Origin of the sequence: Glycomyces sp. YM15 (assembly GCF_016918015.1) — a bacterium.
Lineage (GTDB): Bacteria > Actinomycetota > Actinomycetes > Mycobacteriales > Micromonosporaceae > Glycomyces.
In genome coordinates, this window is sequence record NZ_JAERMK010000008.1 from 121039 (window position 1) to 138330 (window position 17292).

At 68.9% G+C, this 17292-nt stretch carries 16 protein-coding genes; 7 read left to right on the top strand and 9 right to left on the bottom strand.

What is annotated here, in order from left to right:
• Nucleotides 1-1349: 1349 nt before the first annotated feature.
• Nucleotides 1350-2342: a heme o synthase gene (locus JHY01_RS11095; RefSeq protein WP_205325697.1), complete on the bottom strand. Its 993-nt coding sequence runs from the start codon at nucleotides 2340-2342 to the stop codon at nucleotides 1350-1352.
• Between the two features lie 214 nt (nucleotides 2343-2556).
• Here JHY01_RS11095 and tkt point away from each other — a divergent pair, with 214 nt between their 5' ends.
• The 6 genes from tkt to pgl are packed head-to-tail and all read left to right on the top strand — an operon-like array spanning nucleotide 2557 to nucleotide 10636.
• Complete coding sequence (gene tkt / locus JHY01_RS11100) at nucleotides 2557-4635, top strand: transketolase (protein ID WP_307814381.1); 2079 nt, start codon at nucleotides 2557-2559, stop codon at nucleotides 4633-4635.
• Nucleotides 4636-4674: 39 nt separating this feature from the next.
• Nucleotides 4675-5790 (top strand): transaldolase, encoded by a 1116-nt coding sequence (gene tal, locus JHY01_RS11105; RefSeq protein WP_205325698.1) that lies wholly within the window; start codon nucleotides 4675-4677, stop codon nucleotides 5788-5790.
• Nucleotides 5791-5792: 2 nt separating this feature from the next.
• Nucleotides 5793-7409: a glucose-6-phosphate isomerase gene (locus JHY01_RS11110; protein WP_307814382.1), complete on the top strand. Its 1617-nt coding sequence runs from the start codon at nucleotides 5793-5795 to the stop codon at nucleotides 7407-7409.
• On the top strand, nucleotides 7410-8948 hold the full coding sequence (gene zwf / locus JHY01_RS11115) for a glucose-6-phosphate dehydrogenase (protein ID WP_205325699.1): 1539 nt from the start codon (nucleotides 7410-7412) through the stop codon (nucleotides 8946-8948). It begins immediately after the preceding gene.
• 15 nt (nucleotides 8949-8963) lie between these two features.
• Nucleotides 8964-9908 carry a glucose-6-phosphate dehydrogenase assembly protein OpcA gene (locus tag JHY01_RS11120; protein ID WP_205325700.1) on the top strand — a complete coding sequence of 315 codons (945 nt, stop codon included), beginning with the start codon at nucleotides 8964-8966 and terminating at the stop codon, nucleotides 9906-9908.
• Nucleotides 9905-10636 carry a 6-phosphogluconolactonase gene (gene pgl, locus JHY01_RS11125; RefSeq protein ID WP_205325701.1) on the top strand — a complete coding sequence of 244 codons (732 nt, stop codon included), beginning with the start codon at nucleotides 9905-9907 and terminating at the stop codon, nucleotides 10634-10636. Before JHY01_RS11120 ends, pgl begins: the two co-directional genes overlap by 4 nt.
• A gap of 127 nt (nucleotides 10637-10763) precedes the next feature.
• Here pgl and JHY01_RS11130 read toward each other — a convergent pair whose 3' ends face one another.
• The 4 genes from JHY01_RS11130 to JHY01_RS11145 form a co-directional block, all read right to left on the bottom strand.
• Nucleotides 10764-11117: an RNA polymerase-binding protein RbpA gene (locus JHY01_RS11130; protein ID WP_205325702.1), complete on the bottom strand. Its 354-nt coding sequence runs from the start codon at nucleotides 11115-11117 to the stop codon at nucleotides 10764-10766.
• A gap of 255 nt (nucleotides 11118-11372) precedes the next feature.
• Entirely contained in the window at nucleotides 11373-12296 is a 924-nt protein-coding gene (locus JHY01_RS11135) for an NADP-dependent oxidoreductase (protein WP_205325703.1), read from the bottom strand.
• 113 nt (nucleotides 12297-12409) lie between these two features.
• A complete protein-coding gene (locus JHY01_RS11140; RefSeq protein WP_205325704.1) occupies nucleotides 12410-12649 on the bottom strand; it encodes a hypothetical protein in 240 nt (79 codons plus the stop codon).
• 72 nt (nucleotides 12650-12721) lie between these two features.
• Entirely contained in the window at nucleotides 12722-13138 is a 417-nt protein-coding gene (locus tag JHY01_RS11145) for an Hsp20/alpha crystallin family protein (protein WP_205325705.1), read from the bottom strand.
• A gap of 131 nt (nucleotides 13139-13269) precedes the next feature.
• Between JHY01_RS11145 and JHY01_RS11150 the strand changes: the two genes are divergently transcribed.
• On the top strand, nucleotides 13270-13611 hold the full coding sequence (locus tag JHY01_RS11150) for a MerR family transcriptional regulator (protein WP_205325706.1): 342 nt from the start codon (nucleotides 13270-13272) through the stop codon (nucleotides 13609-13611).
• A 67-nt stretch (nucleotides 13612-13678) separates the two neighbouring features.
• Here the strand turns inward: JHY01_RS11150 and secG are convergent, their stop codons facing one another.
• The 4 genes from secG to gap all read right to left on the bottom strand — a co-directional run bounded on the left by secG (nucleotide 13679) and on the right by gap (nucleotide 17148).
• Nucleotides 13679-13924, bottom strand: a complete 246-nt coding sequence (gene secG / locus JHY01_RS11155; protein WP_275889748.1) for a preprotein translocase subunit SecG — start codon at nucleotides 13922-13924, stop codon at nucleotides 13679-13681.
• A 236-nt stretch (nucleotides 13925-14160) separates the two neighbouring features.
• Entirely contained in the window at nucleotides 14161-14946 is a 786-nt protein-coding gene (gene tpiA / locus JHY01_RS11160; protein ID WP_205325707.1) for a triose-phosphate isomerase, read from the bottom strand.
• Nucleotides 14947-14948: 2 nt separating this feature from the next.
• Entirely contained in the window at nucleotides 14949-16145 is a 1197-nt protein-coding gene (gene pgk, locus JHY01_RS11165; RefSeq protein ID WP_205325708.1) for a phosphoglycerate kinase, read from the bottom strand.
• 7 nt (nucleotides 16146-16152) lie between these two features.
• Nucleotides 16153-17148 (bottom strand): type I glyceraldehyde-3-phosphate dehydrogenase, encoded by a 996-nt coding sequence (gene gap / locus JHY01_RS11170; RefSeq protein WP_205325709.1) that lies wholly within the window; start codon nucleotides 17146-17148, stop codon nucleotides 16153-16155.
• Between the last annotated feature and the right edge of the window lie 144 nt (nucleotides 17149-17292).

The following is a 17292-nucleotide window of genomic DNA, read 5'->3' on the forward strand; positions in this document are numbered from 1 at the left end:
TGCGACAGCGCGCCGTTCGAAAGTGACTCAGCTGCCTGCTCGACAGCCCACCGCGAGGACTGTTGGGCCTCGGGTCAGCGCTACTTCGTCGCCGCGGAGTGAGTGGGTTGGGTGGTTGTCGAGCGACCTTCTGCTGTGGTGTGGGTTGCGTTCAAACCGGTCAGCGACGACGAGGTGGGTGGCGGGGCGGGGTCGGATGGCGGGTGCGGGGTTGAGTGGCGGGGCGACACGCCCGAGCGCGGGGTGCGATGGCGCGGTTCGGTTGCGGCCCAGTCGGTTTGGTGGGGGAACGTGAATGGTTTCGCATCGTGTGGGTGATGACAGTGGGGGCTGTATGGGGGATACTTGAGGTACGTACAGGGACAGGAAACTGGTACAGGTGTCGGGGTAGGTGCATGCAGACTACGACAAGCCTCTGGCCGATCCGACAAACCGACTTGTTTCGAGGCGACGACCCGGTAAGCCAGGGTGCTCCTCCACTGGAGGCGTCCGATCTCACCCCCGTGCTATCGCCCGCAGCTGTCCGCGCCCCCGATGGGCCGTGACTGGGTGGACGATCCTAGTTGGGATCACCCCAACCAGCAGGCGATGCCGTACACGACGGCATACGCGATTCGAGCAAGACCCGTCAGCGTGAGGGGCGAAGCCAGACCGAGCATTACAGGACTCGGCCCGGGCAGCACCAGCACGTCCATGGCGAGCACCACCCCGTCCCGGCAGCGCCGCGCCCGCAAGCCCGCGCGCCTACGGGACGGACCCCGAGGAACGGCAAGCGATCCTCGGGAGGCGAACCCGCCACCGGCATCCACCGGGCGGCCGCACCACTCCCTCAGGGACGGCAAGCACCAGCACCCGCCCCCGGCAGGAGCGCGCGACCAGGCGAAAGCCGAAGGGCCGGAACCGGAAGCCCAAGCAAGACCAACAGGGCCAGCAGGGCCAGCAGGGCCAGCGAGGGAAGCAAGTAGAACAGCGGGAAGGAGGCGACACAGGCGCATGAGGACCACGACCATGCACACGGACATGGACAAGAGCGCAACCGAGCCGAACTCGGCGGCTGACGGCTCCCGTGCCGCCAACCGCCCCGCCGCTGCGGCACCAGGCCGGACCCACCCGGCCCGGCCAGCAGCGACCACCGGCCCGGCCTCATCGGCTCTGCCAGCAGCGGCCACCGGCCCCGCCCCGGCGACCCAACCCCGGACCACCGCCCACCACGTCGTCGCTGCCGGTTTGAGCCCGGACCGAAGTGCCGCCCGGCCCCGGACACCAAGCCTCCAGCGCCACCCCGCACTCCCGTCGCCGGCAGCTTGAACCCGGACCGAAACGTCGCCCGGCCCCGGGCGGAGGGTAAGTCACATCAGGAAGGAGTCCACCGCCACTGCGAGGAACAGCAGCGTCAGGTAGCTGGTGGACCAGTGGAAGAGGCGCATCGGCTTGGGGTCCTCGCCGCGGTTGACGCGGCCGAGGAGCTTGTGGCACTCCAGCACGAACAGGCCGCCGGTGACGAGGGCGACGATGCCGTAGAGCCAGGTCGCGCCGGGCCGGAGGAGCAAGGGCACGAGGGAGACGGCGAGCATCGCCCAGCCGTAGACCACGGATTCGATCGCGACGCGCCTGGCGGGGGCGACGACGGGGAGCATCGGGATGCCCGCGGCGGCGTAGTCGTCCTTGAACTTCATGGCGAGCACGTAGAAGTGCGGGGGCTGCCAGAGGAAGACGACGGCGAAGAGGACCCAGGCCATCCAGGACATGTGGCCGGTGACCGCGGCCCAGCCGATGAGCACGGGGGCAGCGCCGCAGGCGCCGCCCCAGACCGTGTTGTAGGGGGTGGTGCGCTTGAGCCAGATCGTGTAGACCACGTCGTAGTAGACGATGGCACCGAAGGTGAGGAGCGCGGCGAGCCAGTTCACCAGGAAGCCCATGCCGACGACCGCGATCGCGCCGATGACGAGGCCGAAGATCAGCGCGTTGCGCGGCGGGATCTGGTGCTTGGCGAGCGGGCGCCGCGAGGTGCGGGCCATGAGCTGGTCGATGTCGCGGTCGATGTAGCAGTTGATCGCGTTCGCGGATCCGGCGGCGAGGGCGCCGCCGATGAGAGTCGCGAGGACCGCCTTGAGCGTCGGCAGGCCGTTGTAGTCCATGCGCGCGGCCACGAGCATCGCCGGGATCGTGGTGATGAGGAGCAGCTCGACGATGCGCGGTTTCGTCAGGGAGACATAGGCTCCGATGAGCGTCCGCAGGGAGGGCCTGGCAGGGGCCTCGGCGCCGGGCGCGGGCAGTTCGATTCGCTTGCGGGCCTGGGGCCGGGGGCGGTCGGCCAGGGCGCGGGTCGGGTCCTCGTTCATCACCGCTCACCATACGGGCAGTGAGGAGGTGACCTGGGCCTGGGGCAAGGGCCCCTACCTGGGGGTTTCGGATGGGAGGATTGCTCGTGGGCGGGCTCACAAGCCGTCGAATTCCGTCCTCCGAGAGACCGCGCATAAAGTTCAGCCTGTGTAGGTAGGGTCAGAAGGCACACGTCAATGGCCCAAATACGACGAGTATCCAAGGAGTATCCCAGTGGCACAGTTCGAGTGGACCGTACTCGACCAGAAGGCGGTCGACACGGCGCGGCTGCTCGCCGCCGACGCGGTGGAGAAGGCCGGCAACGGACACCCTGGCACCGCCATGAGCCTCGCCCCGGTCGCGCACACCCTGTTCCAGAAGGTCATGCGCCACGACCCGAGCGCCCCCGACTGGGAAGGCCGCGACCGCTTCGTGCTCTCGTGCGGCCACTCCAGCCTGACGCTGTACGTGCAGCTGTACCTCCAGGGCTACGGCCTTGAGCTTGAGGACCTGCAGAGCCTGCGCCAGTGGGGTTCGCTGACCCCGGGCCACCCCGAAGTGGGCCACACCGCCGGCGTTGAGACCACCACCGGGCCGCTCGGCCAGGGCCTGGCGACCGCCGTGGGCATGGCGATGGCCGCCCGCCGCGAGCGCGGCCTGTTCGATCCCGAGCCGGCCGTGGGCGAGAGCCTGTTCGACCACTTCGTCTATGTGATCGCGTCCGACGGCGACATCGAGGAGGGCGTGACCCACGAGGCCTCCGCGATCGCGGGTGTGCAGGAGCTCGGCAACCTCGTCGTCGTCTACGACGACAACGAGATCTCCATCGAGGACGACACCAAGATCGCCCTGGGCGAGGATGTCGCCCAGCGCTACGAGGCCTACGGCTGGCACGTCCAGACCGTCGACTGGAAGTCCGGCTCGGAGTACGAGGAGGACCCGAAGGCCCTCTTCGAGGCCATCGAGCAGGCCAAGGCCGTCACCGACAAGCCCTCGCTGATCCGCCTGAAGACCATCATCGGCTGGCCCGCGCCGAAGAAGCAGAACTCGTACGCCGCGCACGGCTCCGCGCTGGGCGCCGAGGAGATCGCCGCGACCAAGGAGCTGCTCGGCTTCGACCCGGCCGTGTCGTTCAACGTGCCCGAGGACGTCCTCGAGTACACCCGCGGCTCGATCGAGCGCGGCCAGGCCGAGCGCTCGGCGTGGCAGACCGCGTTCAACAACTGGGCCGCCGAGAACCCCGCGAACAAGGCGCTGCACGACCGCCTGTGGGCGGGCGAGTTCCCCGAGGGCTTCGAGGACGCGTTCCCCGTGTTCGAGCCGTCCGCGAAGGGCGTCGCGACCCGTTCGGCATCCGGGAAGGTCCTCTCGGCGCTCGCGCCGGTCCTGCCCGAGCTGTGGGGCGGCTCGGCCGACCTCGCAGGCTCGAACAACACCACGATGGACGGCGAGCCGTCGTTCCTGCCGCTGTCGCGCCAGACGAAGGCCTACCCGGGCAACCCGTACGGCCGCACCCTCCACTTCGGCATCCGCGAGTTCGCGATGGGCACGATCCTCAACGGCATCAAGCTCCACGGCCCGACCCGCCCGTACGGCGGCACGTTCCTCGTGTTCTCCGACTACATGCGCGGCGCGGTGCGCCTCGCGGCCCTCATGAAGACCCCCGTGGTCTACGTGTGGACGCACGACTCGATCGGCCTCGGCGAGGACGGTCCGACCCACCAGCCGGTCGAGCACCTCGCCTCGCTCCGCGCCATCCCGGGCCTGGACGTCATCCGCCCCGGCGACGCGAACGAGACCGCCGTGGTCTGGAAGACCCTGCTGGGCAAGACCGACCGACCGGCCGCGCTGGCGCTGACCCGCCAGAACATCCCGGTGTGGGACCGCACGAAGTTCGCTTCGGCCGAGGGCGCCGCGAAGGGCGCCTACACGCTCCTCGACACCGAGGGCACCCCCGACGTGATCCTGATGGGCTCCGGCTCCGAGGTGCAGCTCGCGGTCGAGGCCGCCGAGTCCCTCGCGGGCGAGGGCGTCAAGGCCCGCGTCGTGTCCGTGCCGTCGATCGAGTGGTTCGACGAGCAGGACGAGGACTACCGCGAGTCGGTGCTGCCCAAGGCGGTCAAGGCCCGCGTCTCAGTCGAGGCCGGCATCGGACTGTCCTGGCGCGACCTCGTGGGTGACGCGGGAGTCAGTGTCTCCCTGGAACACTTCGGTGCCTCCGCGCCGTTCCAGAAGCTGTACGAGGAGTTCGGCATCACCGCCGCCGCCGTGGCGGACGCGGCCCGCTCCTCCATCAAGAAGGCACAGCAGTAGCAACGTCGAAGAACTAGCTGGAAAGCTGGAGGAACACCGATGAGCGCGAACGAGAACCTCGCCGGACTGTCGGCGGCGGGAGTGTCCATTTGGTTGGACGACATCTCGCGTGAACGCCTGGAGACGGGCAATCTGAAGGACCTCATCGCCGGGTCGTCCGTCGTGGGCGTCACCTCGAACCCGTCCATTTTCGCGGCGGCCCTGTCCAAGGGCGACGCGTACGACGAGCAGATCGCCGACCTGGCGGTCCGCAAAGTGAGCGTCGACGAGGCCGCTCGCGCCATCACCACCTTCGACATCCGCTGGGCGGCGGACGTCCTGGCCCCGGGCTTAGACACCCCCGGGGGCCAGGACGGCCGCGTGGCCATCGAGGGCGCCCCGCGCCTCGCCAACGAGACGCAGGCGACCATCGCCGAGGCCAAGGCCCTGTGGTGGGCCGTGGACCGGCCGAACACGCTGATCAAGATCCCCGCCACCCGGGCAGGGCTCCCCGCCATCACGGCCGCGATCGCGGCGGGCATCAGCGTCAACGTGACGCTGATCTTCTCGCTCGAGCGCTACCGCGAGGTCATGGACGCCTACATGGCGGGCCTGGAGTCCGCGAAGGCCGCCGGGATCGACCTCTCCACGATCCGCTCCGTCGCCTCCTTCTTCGTGTCCCGTGTGGACGCGGAGATCGACAAGCGGCTCGACGGCATCGGCACCGAGCTCGCCGTCTCCCTCAAGGGCAAGGCGGCGGTCGCCAACGCGCGCTTGGCGTACCAGGCGTTCGAGAACGTCACCGCGTCCCCGCGCTGGGAGGCCCTGGCCGCGGCCGGCGCCCACCCGCAGCGGCCGCTGTGGGCCTCGACGTCGGTCAAGAACCCCGAGTACCGCGACGTGCTCTACGTCGAGGACCTCGTCGCCCCCGGCACCGTGAACACGATGCCCGAGGGCACCCTCCGCGCCTACGCCGACCACGGCGAGACCGAGCCCGACACGGTGCGCCCGTTCTACGACGACGCCGCCACGGTCCTGCTGCGCCTCAAGGAGGTCGGCATCGACTACGACGACGTCGTGCAGGTGCTCGAGGACGAGGGCGTGGAGAAGTTCATCGTCAGCTGGAAGCAGCTTCTGGACCAGATCGAATCCAAGCTCAGTGAGAGCGGAGAATAGAAGTGAGCGATCCGATGGGAAAGATGGAAGCCGCCGGCGGCCTCGCCGTGACCACGGGCGTCGACGTGAACGGGGCCGTCGAACGGCTCCGGGCCGAAGGCATCCCGGCCAAGGTCGCCGCCAAGGACGCCACCCTGTGGGGCCCCGAAGCTGAAGAAGAGGCCGCGATCCGGCTCGGCTGGGTCGACACCTTCGTCAAGTCGAAGGAGCTCCTCGCGCCGCTCGCGAAGCTCCGCGCCGAGCTGAACGGGCAGGGCATCGACCACATCGCCCTCGCCGGCATGGGCGGCTCCTCGCTCGCCCCCGAGGTCATCTCCCGCACCCTGGACCTGGGCATCAGCATCCTCGACACCACCGACCCCGGCCAGATCCTGACCGAGTTCGGCGAGGCCAAGCTGCGGCGCACCGCCGTCGTCGTGTCCTCCAAGTCCGGGTCCACCGTGGAGACCGACTCCCAGCGCCGCGCGTTCGAGAAGGCGTTCGAGGACATCGGGATCACCGAGCACGCGGGCCGCTTCGTGTTCGTCACCGACCCCGGCTCCGCGCTCGAGGCGCTGGCGACGAAGCAGGGCTCGCACCTGTTCCTCGCCGACGCCACCGTGGGCGGCCGGTACTCCGCGCTCACCGCGTTCGGCCTCGTGCCGACCGCGCTCGCGGGCGCCGATGCGGCCGAGCTGATCGAGCAGGCCGAGGCCTTCGCGGCCACCATCGGCTCCGAAGACGACGACCCGGCGGTCGTGCTCGGCGCGGTCATCGCGGCCAAGCCGACGATCACCATCGCCGACGACGGCACCGGCATCGTCGGCCTGGGCGACTGGGCCGAGCAGCTCATCGCCGAGTCCCTCGGCAAGGACGGCAAGGGCACGCTCCCGGTCGTCCTCGAAGGACCCGCCGCGGCGGGCGCTCGCGGCTCGGACCGCGTGTACGCCACCGTCGGCGGCTCCTCGACGGGCCTGCCGTCCTCGGGTTCGGCGCTGGCGATGCCCGACGTGGTCGTCAACGGCCCCTTGGGCGCCCAGTTCCTCGCGTGGGAACTCGCGACCGCGTACGCGGGCTACCTGATCGGCATCGACCCGTTCAACCAGCCCAACGTGACCGAGTCGAAGAACAACACCAACCGCATCCTGAAGGACGGGCTGCCGGACGAGCGCCCGCACGCCGTCGACGGATCGGTGGAGATCTACGGCTCGCACGCCGAGACCGTCGCCGGCGCGCTCGGCGAGGTGCTCACCGACGCCGACCGCGAGGACGCGTACATCGCGGTCCTGGCCTACCTGGACCGGATCGACGACGCCGACGTGGCGAAGCTCCGCGCCGAGCTGGCCGACCGCACCGGCGCGCCCGTCACGTGGGGCTGGGGACCGCGGTTCCTGCACTCCACCGGCCAGTTCCACAAGGGCGGCCGCCAGACCGGCGTGTTCGTGCAGATCACCGGCGAAGTCGGGCAGGACCTCGAGATCCCTGGCCGCGACTACACGTTCGCCGGGCTCCAGGCCGCGCAGGCCGCCGGGGACCGCCAGGCCCTCGAGTCGCGCGAGCGCCCGCTCGTTCGCCTGCACCTGACCGACCGCAAGCGCGGCGTCAACCAGCTGCTCCACGCCGTGAGGGAGCTGAGCTAGATGGGCGAGACCCTGCATTCCATCAACCCGCTCCGCGACCCCGCCGACCGGCGGCTGCCGCGGATCCCCGAGCCGTGCGCCCTGGTGATCTTCGGCGTCACCGGCGACCTCGCGAAGAAGAAGCTGATCCCGGCGGTCTACGACCTCGCGAACCGGGGCCTGCTCCCGGCGTCGTTCGTGATCGTCGGCTTCGCGCGCCGCGACTGGGGCGACGAGACGTTCGAGGAGATGGCCCGCGAGGCCGCCAAGTCGCACGCCCGCACGCCGTGGCGCGAAGAGGTCTGGGCCCGCCTGGCCGGCAGCTTCAAGTTCGTGCCCGGCACGTTCGACGACGACGAGGCCTTCGACCGCCTCGACGCCACGGTCGACGAGCTGCGCGAGACGCACGGCATCGTCGGCAATGCGGCGTTCTACTTCTCGATCCCGCCGCTGGCGTTCCCCACGGTGCTCAAGCAGCTCAAGCGGACCGGCATGTCGGACAACCGCCAGGACGGCGGCGGCTGGCGCCGCGTCGTGGTCGAGAAGCCGTTCGGCGAGGACCGCCCCTCCGCGGCCGAGCTGAACAAGCTCGTCGACGACGTGTTCACCGCGAACGACGTGTTCCGCATCGACCACTACCTCGGCAAGGAGACGGTGCAGAACATCTTCGCGCTGCGCTTCGCGAACGCCATGTTCGAGCCGATCTGGAACTCCAACTACGTGGACCACGTCCAGATCACCATGGCCGAGGACGTCGGCATCGGCTCCCGCGCCGGGTTCTACGACGACAACGGCGCGGCCCGCGACGTCCTCCAGAACCACGTGCTGCAGCTCCTGGCCATCGCGGCCATGGAGCAGCCCAACGGGTTCGAGGCCGAGGAGATCCGCACCGAGAAGCTGAAGGTCCTGCGGGCCATCAAGCTCCACGACGATCTGGAGGCCACCGCCATCCGCGGCCAGTACGCGGACGGCTGGGTCCAGGGGCGTCCCGTCCAGGGCTACCTGTCGGAGGAGAACATCCCGCAGACCTCGACCACCGAGACCTACGCGGCGGTCCAGCTCGGCATCCAGAACCGGCGCTGGAACGGCGTCCCGTTCTACCTGCGCACCGGCAAGCGGCTCCCCAAGCGGGTCACCGAGATCGCGGTGGTCTTCAAGGAGGCCCCGCACATGCCCTTCGCCGACTATGACACCAAGACGCTCGGCCACAACCAGCTCGTGATCCGCGTCCAACCGGACGAGGGCATCACGGTGAAGTTCGGCTCGAAGGTCCCCGGCACCGGCATGGAGCTGCGGGACATCTCGATGGGCTTCGGCTACGGCGAGACCTTCACCGAGTCCAGCCCCGAGGCCTACGAGCGGCTCATCCTGGACGTGCTCCTGGGCGACAAGACCCTGTTCCCCGACGCTCAGGAAGTCGACGCCTCCTGGGCCGTCGTCGACCCGCTCGAGGAGTTCTGGGCGGGCACCAAGCCCGAACCGTACGAGTCGGGCACCTGGGGTCCGACCGGTGCCGATCTCATGCTGCAATCGTCCGGCCGCCGCTGGCGCCGGGCCTAGAAGGGGAGTCTGGAAGTGCATCTGAAGGACACCACCACCGGCGACATCATGAAGTCGCTGTCGAAGCTGCTGCACGAGGTCGGCGGGGCCTCCGGTCTCGCCCTCAACCTGGTCGCGCTGACCACTGAGGACGAGCGCGAGGAGGTCGAGAAGGCCGCCTCGTTCGCCGCGCAGGAGCACCCGTACCGGCTCATCATGGCGATCCCGCGCGACCTGGACGCCACCGAGCCGCGCATCGACGCCGAAGTGACCGTGGGCGAACGGCTCGGCTCCGCCGAGGCGATCATCCTGCGGCTCGACGGCCCCGCCGCCTCCCACCTGACCTCGATCGTCCTGCCCATGCTGGCCTCGGACATCCCGGTCGTCACCTGGTGGCTGCTCGACCCCGTCCGCTACGGGCTCGAGCAGGAGCTGCGGAGTTTCGCGGACCGCCGTATCACCTATTCGGCCCGCGCGGCCGACCCGGTGCAGTCGCTCTACCGCCGCGCCGAGTCCTACGCGGCCGGTGACACCGACATCTGCTGGACCCGCATCAGCCTGTGGCGCTCGCTCATCGCGAGCGCCTTCGACGGGGTGACGCACGCGGTCGAGAAGATCGTCATCAAGGCGAACGACGACGACCCGTCGGCGCAGCTCATGGCCGCGTGGCTCAAGACGCGCCTGGGCGTCGCGCCGGAGATCGTCGACACCGAGGTGGAACGCAACTCCGAGCACCTGCCCGCGATCGCCTCCGTGGCGTTCACGATGGCCGGCGGCGAGACCATGGAGGTCGAGCGGCAGGCCGACGGCACCACGGTGCTGCTCCAGGCGGGGCTGCCGAAGCGCCGCCAGACGCTGCAGGGCCGTACGCTCGGTCAGCTGCTCGCCGAGGAGCTGCGGCACATCGACCCCGACACCGCGTACCGGAAGGTGCTCGACACCTTCCAGGAGCAGTACGCGGCCGAGCGGGCGAGCGCATGAGCCGTACGGGTGCGGTGATCGTCCACAACGACGCCGACGTGCTGGCGGAGGCGGTCGCGTCGCGGCTGCTCAACCGGCTCGCGGACGCGCAAGCGCACCGCGGCGAGGCGTCGATCGTGCTGACGGGCGGGCGGATCGCGGCGAAGGTGTACCAGAACATCCTGGGCTCGCCGATCCGCACGGTCGTGGACTGGTCGAAGGTCGACTTCTGGTGGGGCGACGAGCGGTTCCTGCCGTCGGGCGACCCGGAGCGGAACGAGACGCAGGCCCGGGAGGCGTTCCTGGACCACCTGCCGGTGGACCCGAAGCGCGTGCACCCGATGGCGGCCTCCGATGCGGTCGGCACGCCCGAAGAGGCGGCGGAGCGGTACGCGGCCGAGCTGGGCTCGGAAGTACCGGCGTTCGACCTGCTGCTCTTGGGCATCGGCGAGGACGGGCACGTCGCGTCGCTGTTCCCGGGGAACCCGGCGCTCGACGTCGACGGCGTCGCGGTCGTGGGGGTGCGTCACTCCCCCAAGCCGCCGCCGGAGCGCGTCTCGCTGACGATGAGCGCGATCAATTCGGCCACGGCCGCATGGATCATCGCCTCGGGCGAGGGCAAGGCGTCAGCAGTCGACGAGGCCTTGTCGAAGGGCGAGCTTCCCGCGGGTCGTGTGAAGGCGACGGGCCACACCAGGTGGCTCATCGACAAGGACGCGGCTTCGCAGCTGAAGCACTTGGAGTTCTAGGCGGACGCGAGGGCCCGGCTCCGTTCCTGAAACAGGAGCGGAGCTGGGCCCTCGATCACGTCGGCGGCGCATCGCCCAACCTTGCGATGCGGGGCCGCTTGCCCGGTGCGCCTCTTGGCTGTGCCTTCTAGAACAGTGAACGCTCGCCGCGGGCGGCGGCGCGTGCGGCGAGGGCTTCGGCGAGGAGGTCTTCCGCCTCCTCCTCGCTGCGGCGCTCGCGTACATAGGTGAGATGGGACTTGTACGGCTTGGCGGTGCGGCGTTCCGGAGGGTTGTCCTGGTCGGGGCTGGCGGGCCAGCCGCAGCAGGTGCAGTCCCACTCCTGCGGGACCTCGACGTAGAGCGCGAACGACAGTGCGGTCTCGTGTCCGTTGGCGCACCAGTACTTGATGTGCTGCCGGGGCACCGGCTCGCCGCGTTCCGAGTGAAGGCCCGGGGTGGCGCCTATGCGGGTGCCTCGGATGGCCTGTCCGTTGGACATATGTGTGATCGCTCCTCACAGACGGGGGATCTTCTGTGGATATCAACCGGACACGGCCACGGGAGGAGTATGCGGGGAAGAGACCGCGCGACTCCCCTCAGCGTCGCCGTGGAGTCACCGATCGGAGCGGCTGGGGCACCGCCCTCAGCAATTCTATGACGTGAAGCACACACTGTAAAGACGATGACGAAATGGTTTCACATAAAGGCGGGGGCCGCGCAATCACGCACGGCCCCTTCGCGAATCCGTCCGTCCCTAGGAGATACGCAGAACGATCTTGCCCCTGGTCCGGCCGGTCTGACTCGCCCGCCACGCATCGGCCGCCTGTTCCAGCGGATACGTCTCCGAGATCGGCACGACCAGCTCGCGCGTCTCGGTGAGCGCGGCGAGCTGCCGCAGATCTTCCGAATCCGCGCTCACGAACACGTACTCCCCGCCATGATCCCTGATCGCGGGGTCCATGATCGAGACGACCCGCGAAGGATCGGTCCCGGCCTCGATCGACAGCTCGATCGCATCGCCGCCGGCCGCGTCAAGAGCCGCGTCCGGCCCGTCCGGCACCAGCCAGCGAACGCGCTCGAGGAGACCGGGACCGTATTCGACCGGCTCGGCCCCGAACGCGACGAGGTGGTCATGGTTGCGGGCGCTGGCGGTACCGATGACGCGGGCACCGCGGGACTTCGCGATCTGGACCGCCATCGTCCCGACACCGCCCGCGGCGGCGTGGACGAGCACGGTGTCGCCTTCCTTGACCCGCACGGTATCGAGGCATTGCAGCGCCGTCAGACCGACGAGGGGAAGCCCCGCGGCGGAACCCCAGTCGAGGTTCGCGGGCTTCCTGGCGATCATGCCGGGCTCGGCGATCGTGTACTCCGCGTAGGTCCCCCACTTGGCGATCGGGCGGCGCACGTAGCCGAACACCTCATCGCCGACCGCGAACTCCGCGACCTCTGGGCCCACCTCGGTGATGACACCGGCGGCGTCCCATCCGGGAACGAGCGGGAACTGCCCCGGGATCGCGGCGTCGAGATACCCGGCCCCGACCTTCCAATCGACAGGGTTGACCGAGGTCGCCCTGAGTTCCACGAGCACTTCCCCGGCCCCGCAAGGCGGTCGAGGAAGATCGATGACTTCGAGTTCGTCGGCCCCGCCGTATCGGGGCAATACCACTGCCTTCATATGTGGCATCCCACCACGAATCGGCAGCCGGGACGCCGAAACGGCCCGCACCGCACCCGTGCCCTCTCGGCCTCCGCCGGGAACGAGCCCGGCGGAGGCCGAGACGGCAGGCGTCACGCTGCGGCGAACTGGCGGCGGTCGCTCCCGGCCCGACGGGACCCCGCGCATTCGTCGCAGTCGTGTTCGCCTTCGAGATCAGGCCCGACACGCCACCCCTCGGCCTCAGCGGCCGCGCACAACACCCGCCAACTGAAATAGGAGTCGTCGCCGCATCGGAACAGCGTTCCGCACCGGTCGCAGCGCAGCTCGTACTCAATGCCGCCGTTGAAGTGGCTGTAGCACTCTCCACTCATGCTGGTTCGCTCCCTCAGGGGGGCGCCCGGCACCGCCCAGGGCCGGGCGCCCCGATCATCCGGGTACGGTCGCTACCGCTCGATCTCGCGCTTCCCTGCGCTGATGAGCACCTTGCGGGGTTTGGCCTCCTCGGCCATCGGGATCCGCAGGCGGAGCACACCGTCCTTATACGACGCCTCGACCTGCTCGGTGTCGAGCGCGTCGCTGAGGAAGATCTGGCGCATGAACTCGCCGGCGGGTCGCTCGGCGTGGACGACCTCGCGGTCGCCGAGCTCCACCTGACGGCGTTCGGCCCTGACGGTGAGGACGTTCCGTTCGACCTCGAGGTCGATGTCCTCTTCCCGCACGCCCGGCAGATCGAGCTCCACCGTGAACTCGTGGCCCTCCTTCCACGCGTCCATCGGCATCATGAGCTGAGAGCCGTCGCGGGAGAACAACTGCTGAGCGAGACGGTCGAACTCGCGGAACGGGTCCGTGCGCATCAGCATTGCAGGTCACCTCCTGTATGAGACCTTCAAAACCAACCGACATGAAAATATATAGCGCAGGATTGAGATTTTGTCTACTCGAAGCCTATAGGTAAACTGGTATCCGAAGACATCGAGTTGGAGGTACACACGTGGTCCGCAAGCCCGAGGGAGCACCGCCGCCGTTCGGCAGGTACGCGCCCGACCAGGCCGTGTACGGCATCTCGGTCGCGGCCGAACTGATGAACCTCGCGCCGCAGACACTGCGCGTCTACGAGGCCCGGGGCCTGATCGAGCCCACCCGGACGTCCGGCGGCACCCGTCGGTACAGCGACGACGACCTCGGCCGCATCCAGCACATCAACGAACTTCTGGAGATCGGACTGAACCTGGCCGGCATCAAGCTCGTGCTGGAGATGGAAGTGGAGAACCAGCGCCTGCGGGCGGAGCTCGGCGAAACCCGCGCTCGCCTGGAGCGATACGAGGACTCCTGACCCGCAGGGCACGACGAAGGCCCCGACCGCATCACGGTCGGGGCCTACGTCGAAGTCTGTCTGCCGTCTAGACGAGGGTGCGCAGGAGCAGCCCGTAGGCCACGATGCAGGCGAACCAGATGACCCCGACGCCGATCGTGATCCGGGTGAGGTTCTTCTCCGCCACCGAGGAACCCGAGGCCACCGAGGACATGCCGCCGCCGAACATGCTCGACAGACCGCCGCCCTTGCCCTTGTGCAGCAGCACCATGAGGATCAGGACCGCGCTGGAGAGCAGCAGCAGGATCAGCAGGGCGTAACTCAGAACCGTCATCATCGGTGATCGGGTGTCCTCTCAGCAATTCTGGCCCGTTATGGGGCGCGGGCCGGGTCCGAGTCTAGCCGGTTGTCCCGACCTCGGGACAACCGGTGTCTCGACCTCGCGACGCCTTTCCAAGGGTGCCGACAGCGAGCAACGCGGGCCTGAACGCGAAGGAGCCGCCGTACAACGCTGTACGGCGGCCCTGCATGAAGTCCGCGACGCCTTGCGGCGCCGCGGACCGAACCTGCTTACGCTCCCGCGTGTTCGGGGAAGCGCACGATCTTGGCGAACTCCTCAGCGTCGAGGCTCGCGCCACCCACGAGGGCGCCGTCGATGTCGGGCTTGGCCATGATCTGGGCGACGTTCGAGGACTTGACCGAACCGCCGTAGAGGATCCGGACCCGCTCCGCGACCGCGCCGAACTTGTCGGCGAGCGCGCGGCGCAGGGCTCCGATGACCTCTTGGGCGTCCTCGGCGCTGGCCGTGCGGCCGGTGCCGATGGCCCAGACGGGCTCGTAGGCCACGACGACCTTGGCGAGCTCGTCCTCGGTGAGGCCGTCAACGGCAGCGATGAGCTGGCTGACGGAGTGCTCGATGTGGTTGCCGGCCTCGCGCACGTCGAGGGCCTCGCCGACGCAGAGGATCGGGCTGATGCCGTTGTTGAGGGCCTGGCGGACCTTGGCGGCCACCAGTTCGTCGCCCTCATCGTGGTACTGGCGGCGCTCGGAGTGGCCGACGGCCACGTAGGAGCAGCCGAGCTTCGCGAGCATCGAGCCGGCGATCTCGCCGGTGTAGGCGCCCGACGGGTGCGCCGACAGGTCCTGGGCGCCGAAGCCGATGGTCAGCTTGTCGCCGTCGACGAGCGTCTGCACGCTGCGGATGTCGACGAACGGCGGCAGGACGACCGTCTCGACCGCTTCGAGCTGCTCACGGGTGAGGCTGAAGGCGAGCTTCTGCACCAGTCCGATCGCTTCGAGGTGGTTGAGGTTCATCTTCCAGTTGCCGGCGATGAGCGGCTTGCGGGTCTCAGTCATCTTCAATTCTCCAGTGCGTCCAGGCCGGGCAGGGTCTTGCCCTCGAGGTACTCGAGGCTCGCTCCTCCGCCGGTCGAGATGTGGCCGAAGCCGTCCTCGGGCAGGCCGAGGGTGCGGACCGCGGCGGCGGAGTCGCCGCCGCCGACCACCGAGAACGCCTCGGAGTCCACGAGCGCCCGCGCGACGGTCTTGGTGCCGGCGGCGTAGTCGGGGAATTCGAAGACGCCCATGGGGCCGTTCCAGAACACGGTCTTGGCTCCGGCGATCCGCTCGGCGAAGAGCTTCGCGGACTCGGGGCCGATGTCGAGGCCCATCCGGTCGGCCGGGATCGCGTCCACGCCCACCGTGAGCGGCTCGGCGTCGGCGGCGAACTCGGCCGCGGTGGTCGTGTCGACCGGCAGCAGCAGTTCGACGCCGAGTTCCTCGGCGCGCTCGAGGTAGGTCTTGCAGACCTCGATCTGGTCCTTCTCGAGCAGCGAGGAGCCGACCTCGAAGCCCTTGGCGGCGAGGAAGGTGAACATCATGCCGCCGCCGACGATGAGGGTGTCGACCTTGTCGAGCAGGTTGTCGATGACCGCGAGCTTGTCGGAGACCTTCGCGCCGCCGAGGATGACGACGTACGGCTGCTCAGGCTTGCCGGTGAGCTTCGAGAGGACCTCGACCTCCTTGGCGATGAGCCAGCCCGCGTAGTGCGGGAGCAGCTTCGCGACGTCGTAGACGGAGGCGTGCCCCCGGTGCACGGCGCCGAAGGCGTCGTCCACGTACACGTCGCCGAACGCGGCCAGTTGGCCGGCGAACTCGGCCCGCTGGGTGTCGTCCTTGCTGGTCTCGCCCTTGTTGAAGCGCAGGTTCTCCAGCAGGAGGACGTCGCCGTCGCTCTGGGCGACGGCCTTGGTCTCGGCGTCCGTCCCGACGGTGTCGGTCGCGAAGGCGACCTCGCGGCCGAGGACCTCGCCGAGGCGCTGGGCCACGGGGGCCAGCGAGAAGGCGGGGTCGGGCTCGCCCTTCGGGCGGCCCAGGTGCGAGCACACCACGACACGGGCGCCGGCTTCGGCGAGCGCCTTGACGGTGGGCGCGACGGCGCGGATGCGGCCGTCGTCGGTGATGTTCTTCCCGTCGAGAGGGACGTTGAGGTCGGCGCGTACGAGTACGCGCCGACCGTTGACGCCCTCCTGCAGGAGTTCGTCGAGCGTCTGCATCAGACCGCTAGCCGACCAGCTTGACGAGGTCGACGAGGCGGTTCGAGAAGCCCCACTCGTTGTCGTACCAGCCGAAGACCTTGACCTGGTTGTCGATGACCTTGGTCAGGAGGCCGTCGATGATGCACGAGTGCGGGTCGGTCTCGATGTCCTTGGAGACGATCGGGTCCTCGGTGTAGTACAGGATGCCCTTGAGCGGGCCCTCGGCGGCGGCCTTGAGCGCGGCGTTGACCTCTTCGGCCGTCACGTTGCGCGACGCCTCGAAGGTGAGGTCGGTGATCGAGCCGGTCGCGATCGGGACGCGCAGCGAGTAGCCGTCGAGCTTGCCGTTGAGCTCGGGCAGCACCACGCCGACGGCCTTGGCGGCACCGGTCGTGGTGGGCACGACGTTGAGGCCGGCGGCACGGGCCCGGCGCGGGTCCTTGTGCGGGCCGTCCTGCAGCATCTGGTCCTGGGTGTAGGCGTGGATCGTGGTCATCAGACCCTTTTCGATGCCCACGGACTCGTTGAGGACCTTGGCCATCGGGGCCAGGCAGTTGGTGGTGCAGGACGCGTTCGAGATGATGTTGTGCTTCTCGGCGTCGTACTTGTCGTGGTTGACGCCCATCACGATCGTGATGTCCTCGTTCTTCGCCAGAGCGGAGATGATGACCTTCTTGGCGCCGCCTTCGAGGTGGGCCGAGGCCTTCGTGCCGTCGGTGAAGAAGCCCGTGGACTCGATGACGACGTCCGCGCCGATCTCGCCCCAGGGGAGGTTCTTCGGGTCGCGCTCGCTGAACGCCTTGATGGTCTTGCCGTTGACGGTGAGCTCACCGTCGCCGATCTTGACCTCGTACGGCAGACGGCCGAGGATCGAGTCGTACTTGAGCAGGTTGGCGATCGTGTTGAGGTCGCCGAGGTCGTTGAAGGCGACGATTTCGACATCGGCGCCGGAGGCGAGAACCGCCCGGAAGAAGTTGCGCCCAATTCGGCCGAAGCCGTTGACGCCCACACGGATGGTCACGTGGCCATCTCCTCGCTTGAACAGGATCGAATATTTGACTGAGACCGGGAGCGGTCTCGTACGCGATCCGTTCAGCCGAATAGCGACGGTGGAACAGATCGCTGTTCGGCCTCGTCGCCGAGCACTCTTTGACCCTACCGCTGC

What these genes read in the sequence shown, in the direction of transcription:
- JHY01_RS11095 (WP_205325697.1), bottom strand. Translation starts at nt 2,342, where the DNA reads ATGAACGAGGACCCGACCCGCGCCCTGGCCGACCGCCCCCGGCCCCAG.
- tal (WP_205325698.1), top strand. Translation starts at nt 4,675, where the DNA reads ATGAGCGCGAACGAGAACCTCGCCGGACTGTCGGCGGCGGGAGTGTCC.
- zwf (WP_205325699.1), top strand. Translation starts at nt 7,410, where the DNA reads ATGGGCGAGACCCTGCATTCCATCAACCCGCTCCGCGACCCCGCCGAC.
- pgl (WP_205325701.1), top strand. Translation starts at nt 9,905, where the DNA reads ATGAGCCGTACGGGTGCGGTGATCGTCCACAACGACGCCGACGTGCTG.
- JHY01_RS11130 (WP_205325702.1), bottom strand. Translation starts at nt 11,117, where the DNA reads ATGTCCAACGGACAGGCCATCCGAGGCACCCGCATAGGCGCCACCCCG.
- JHY01_RS11135 (WP_205325703.1), bottom strand. Translation starts at nt 12,296, where the DNA reads ATGAAGGCAGTGGTATTGCCCCGATACGGCGGGGCCGACGAACTCGAA.
- JHY01_RS11140 (WP_205325704.1), bottom strand. Translation starts at nt 12,649, where the DNA reads ATGAGTGGAGAGTGCTACAGCCACTTCAACGGCGGCATTGAGTACGAG.
- JHY01_RS11145 (WP_205325705.1), bottom strand. Translation starts at nt 13,138, where the DNA reads ATGCTGATGCGCACGGACCCGTTCCGCGAGTTCGACCGTCTCGCTCAG.
- secG (WP_275889748.1), bottom strand. Translation starts at nt 13,924, where the DNA reads ATGACGGTTCTGAGTTACGCCCTGCTGATCCTGCTGCTGCTCTCCAGC.
- tpiA (WP_205325707.1), bottom strand. Translation starts at nt 14,946, where the DNA reads ATGACTGAGACCCGCAAGCCGCTCATCGCCGGCAACTGGAAGATGAAC.
- pgk (WP_205325708.1), bottom strand. Translation starts at nt 16,145, where the DNA reads ATGCAGACGCTCGACGAACTCCTGCAGGAGGGCGTCAACGGTCGGCGC.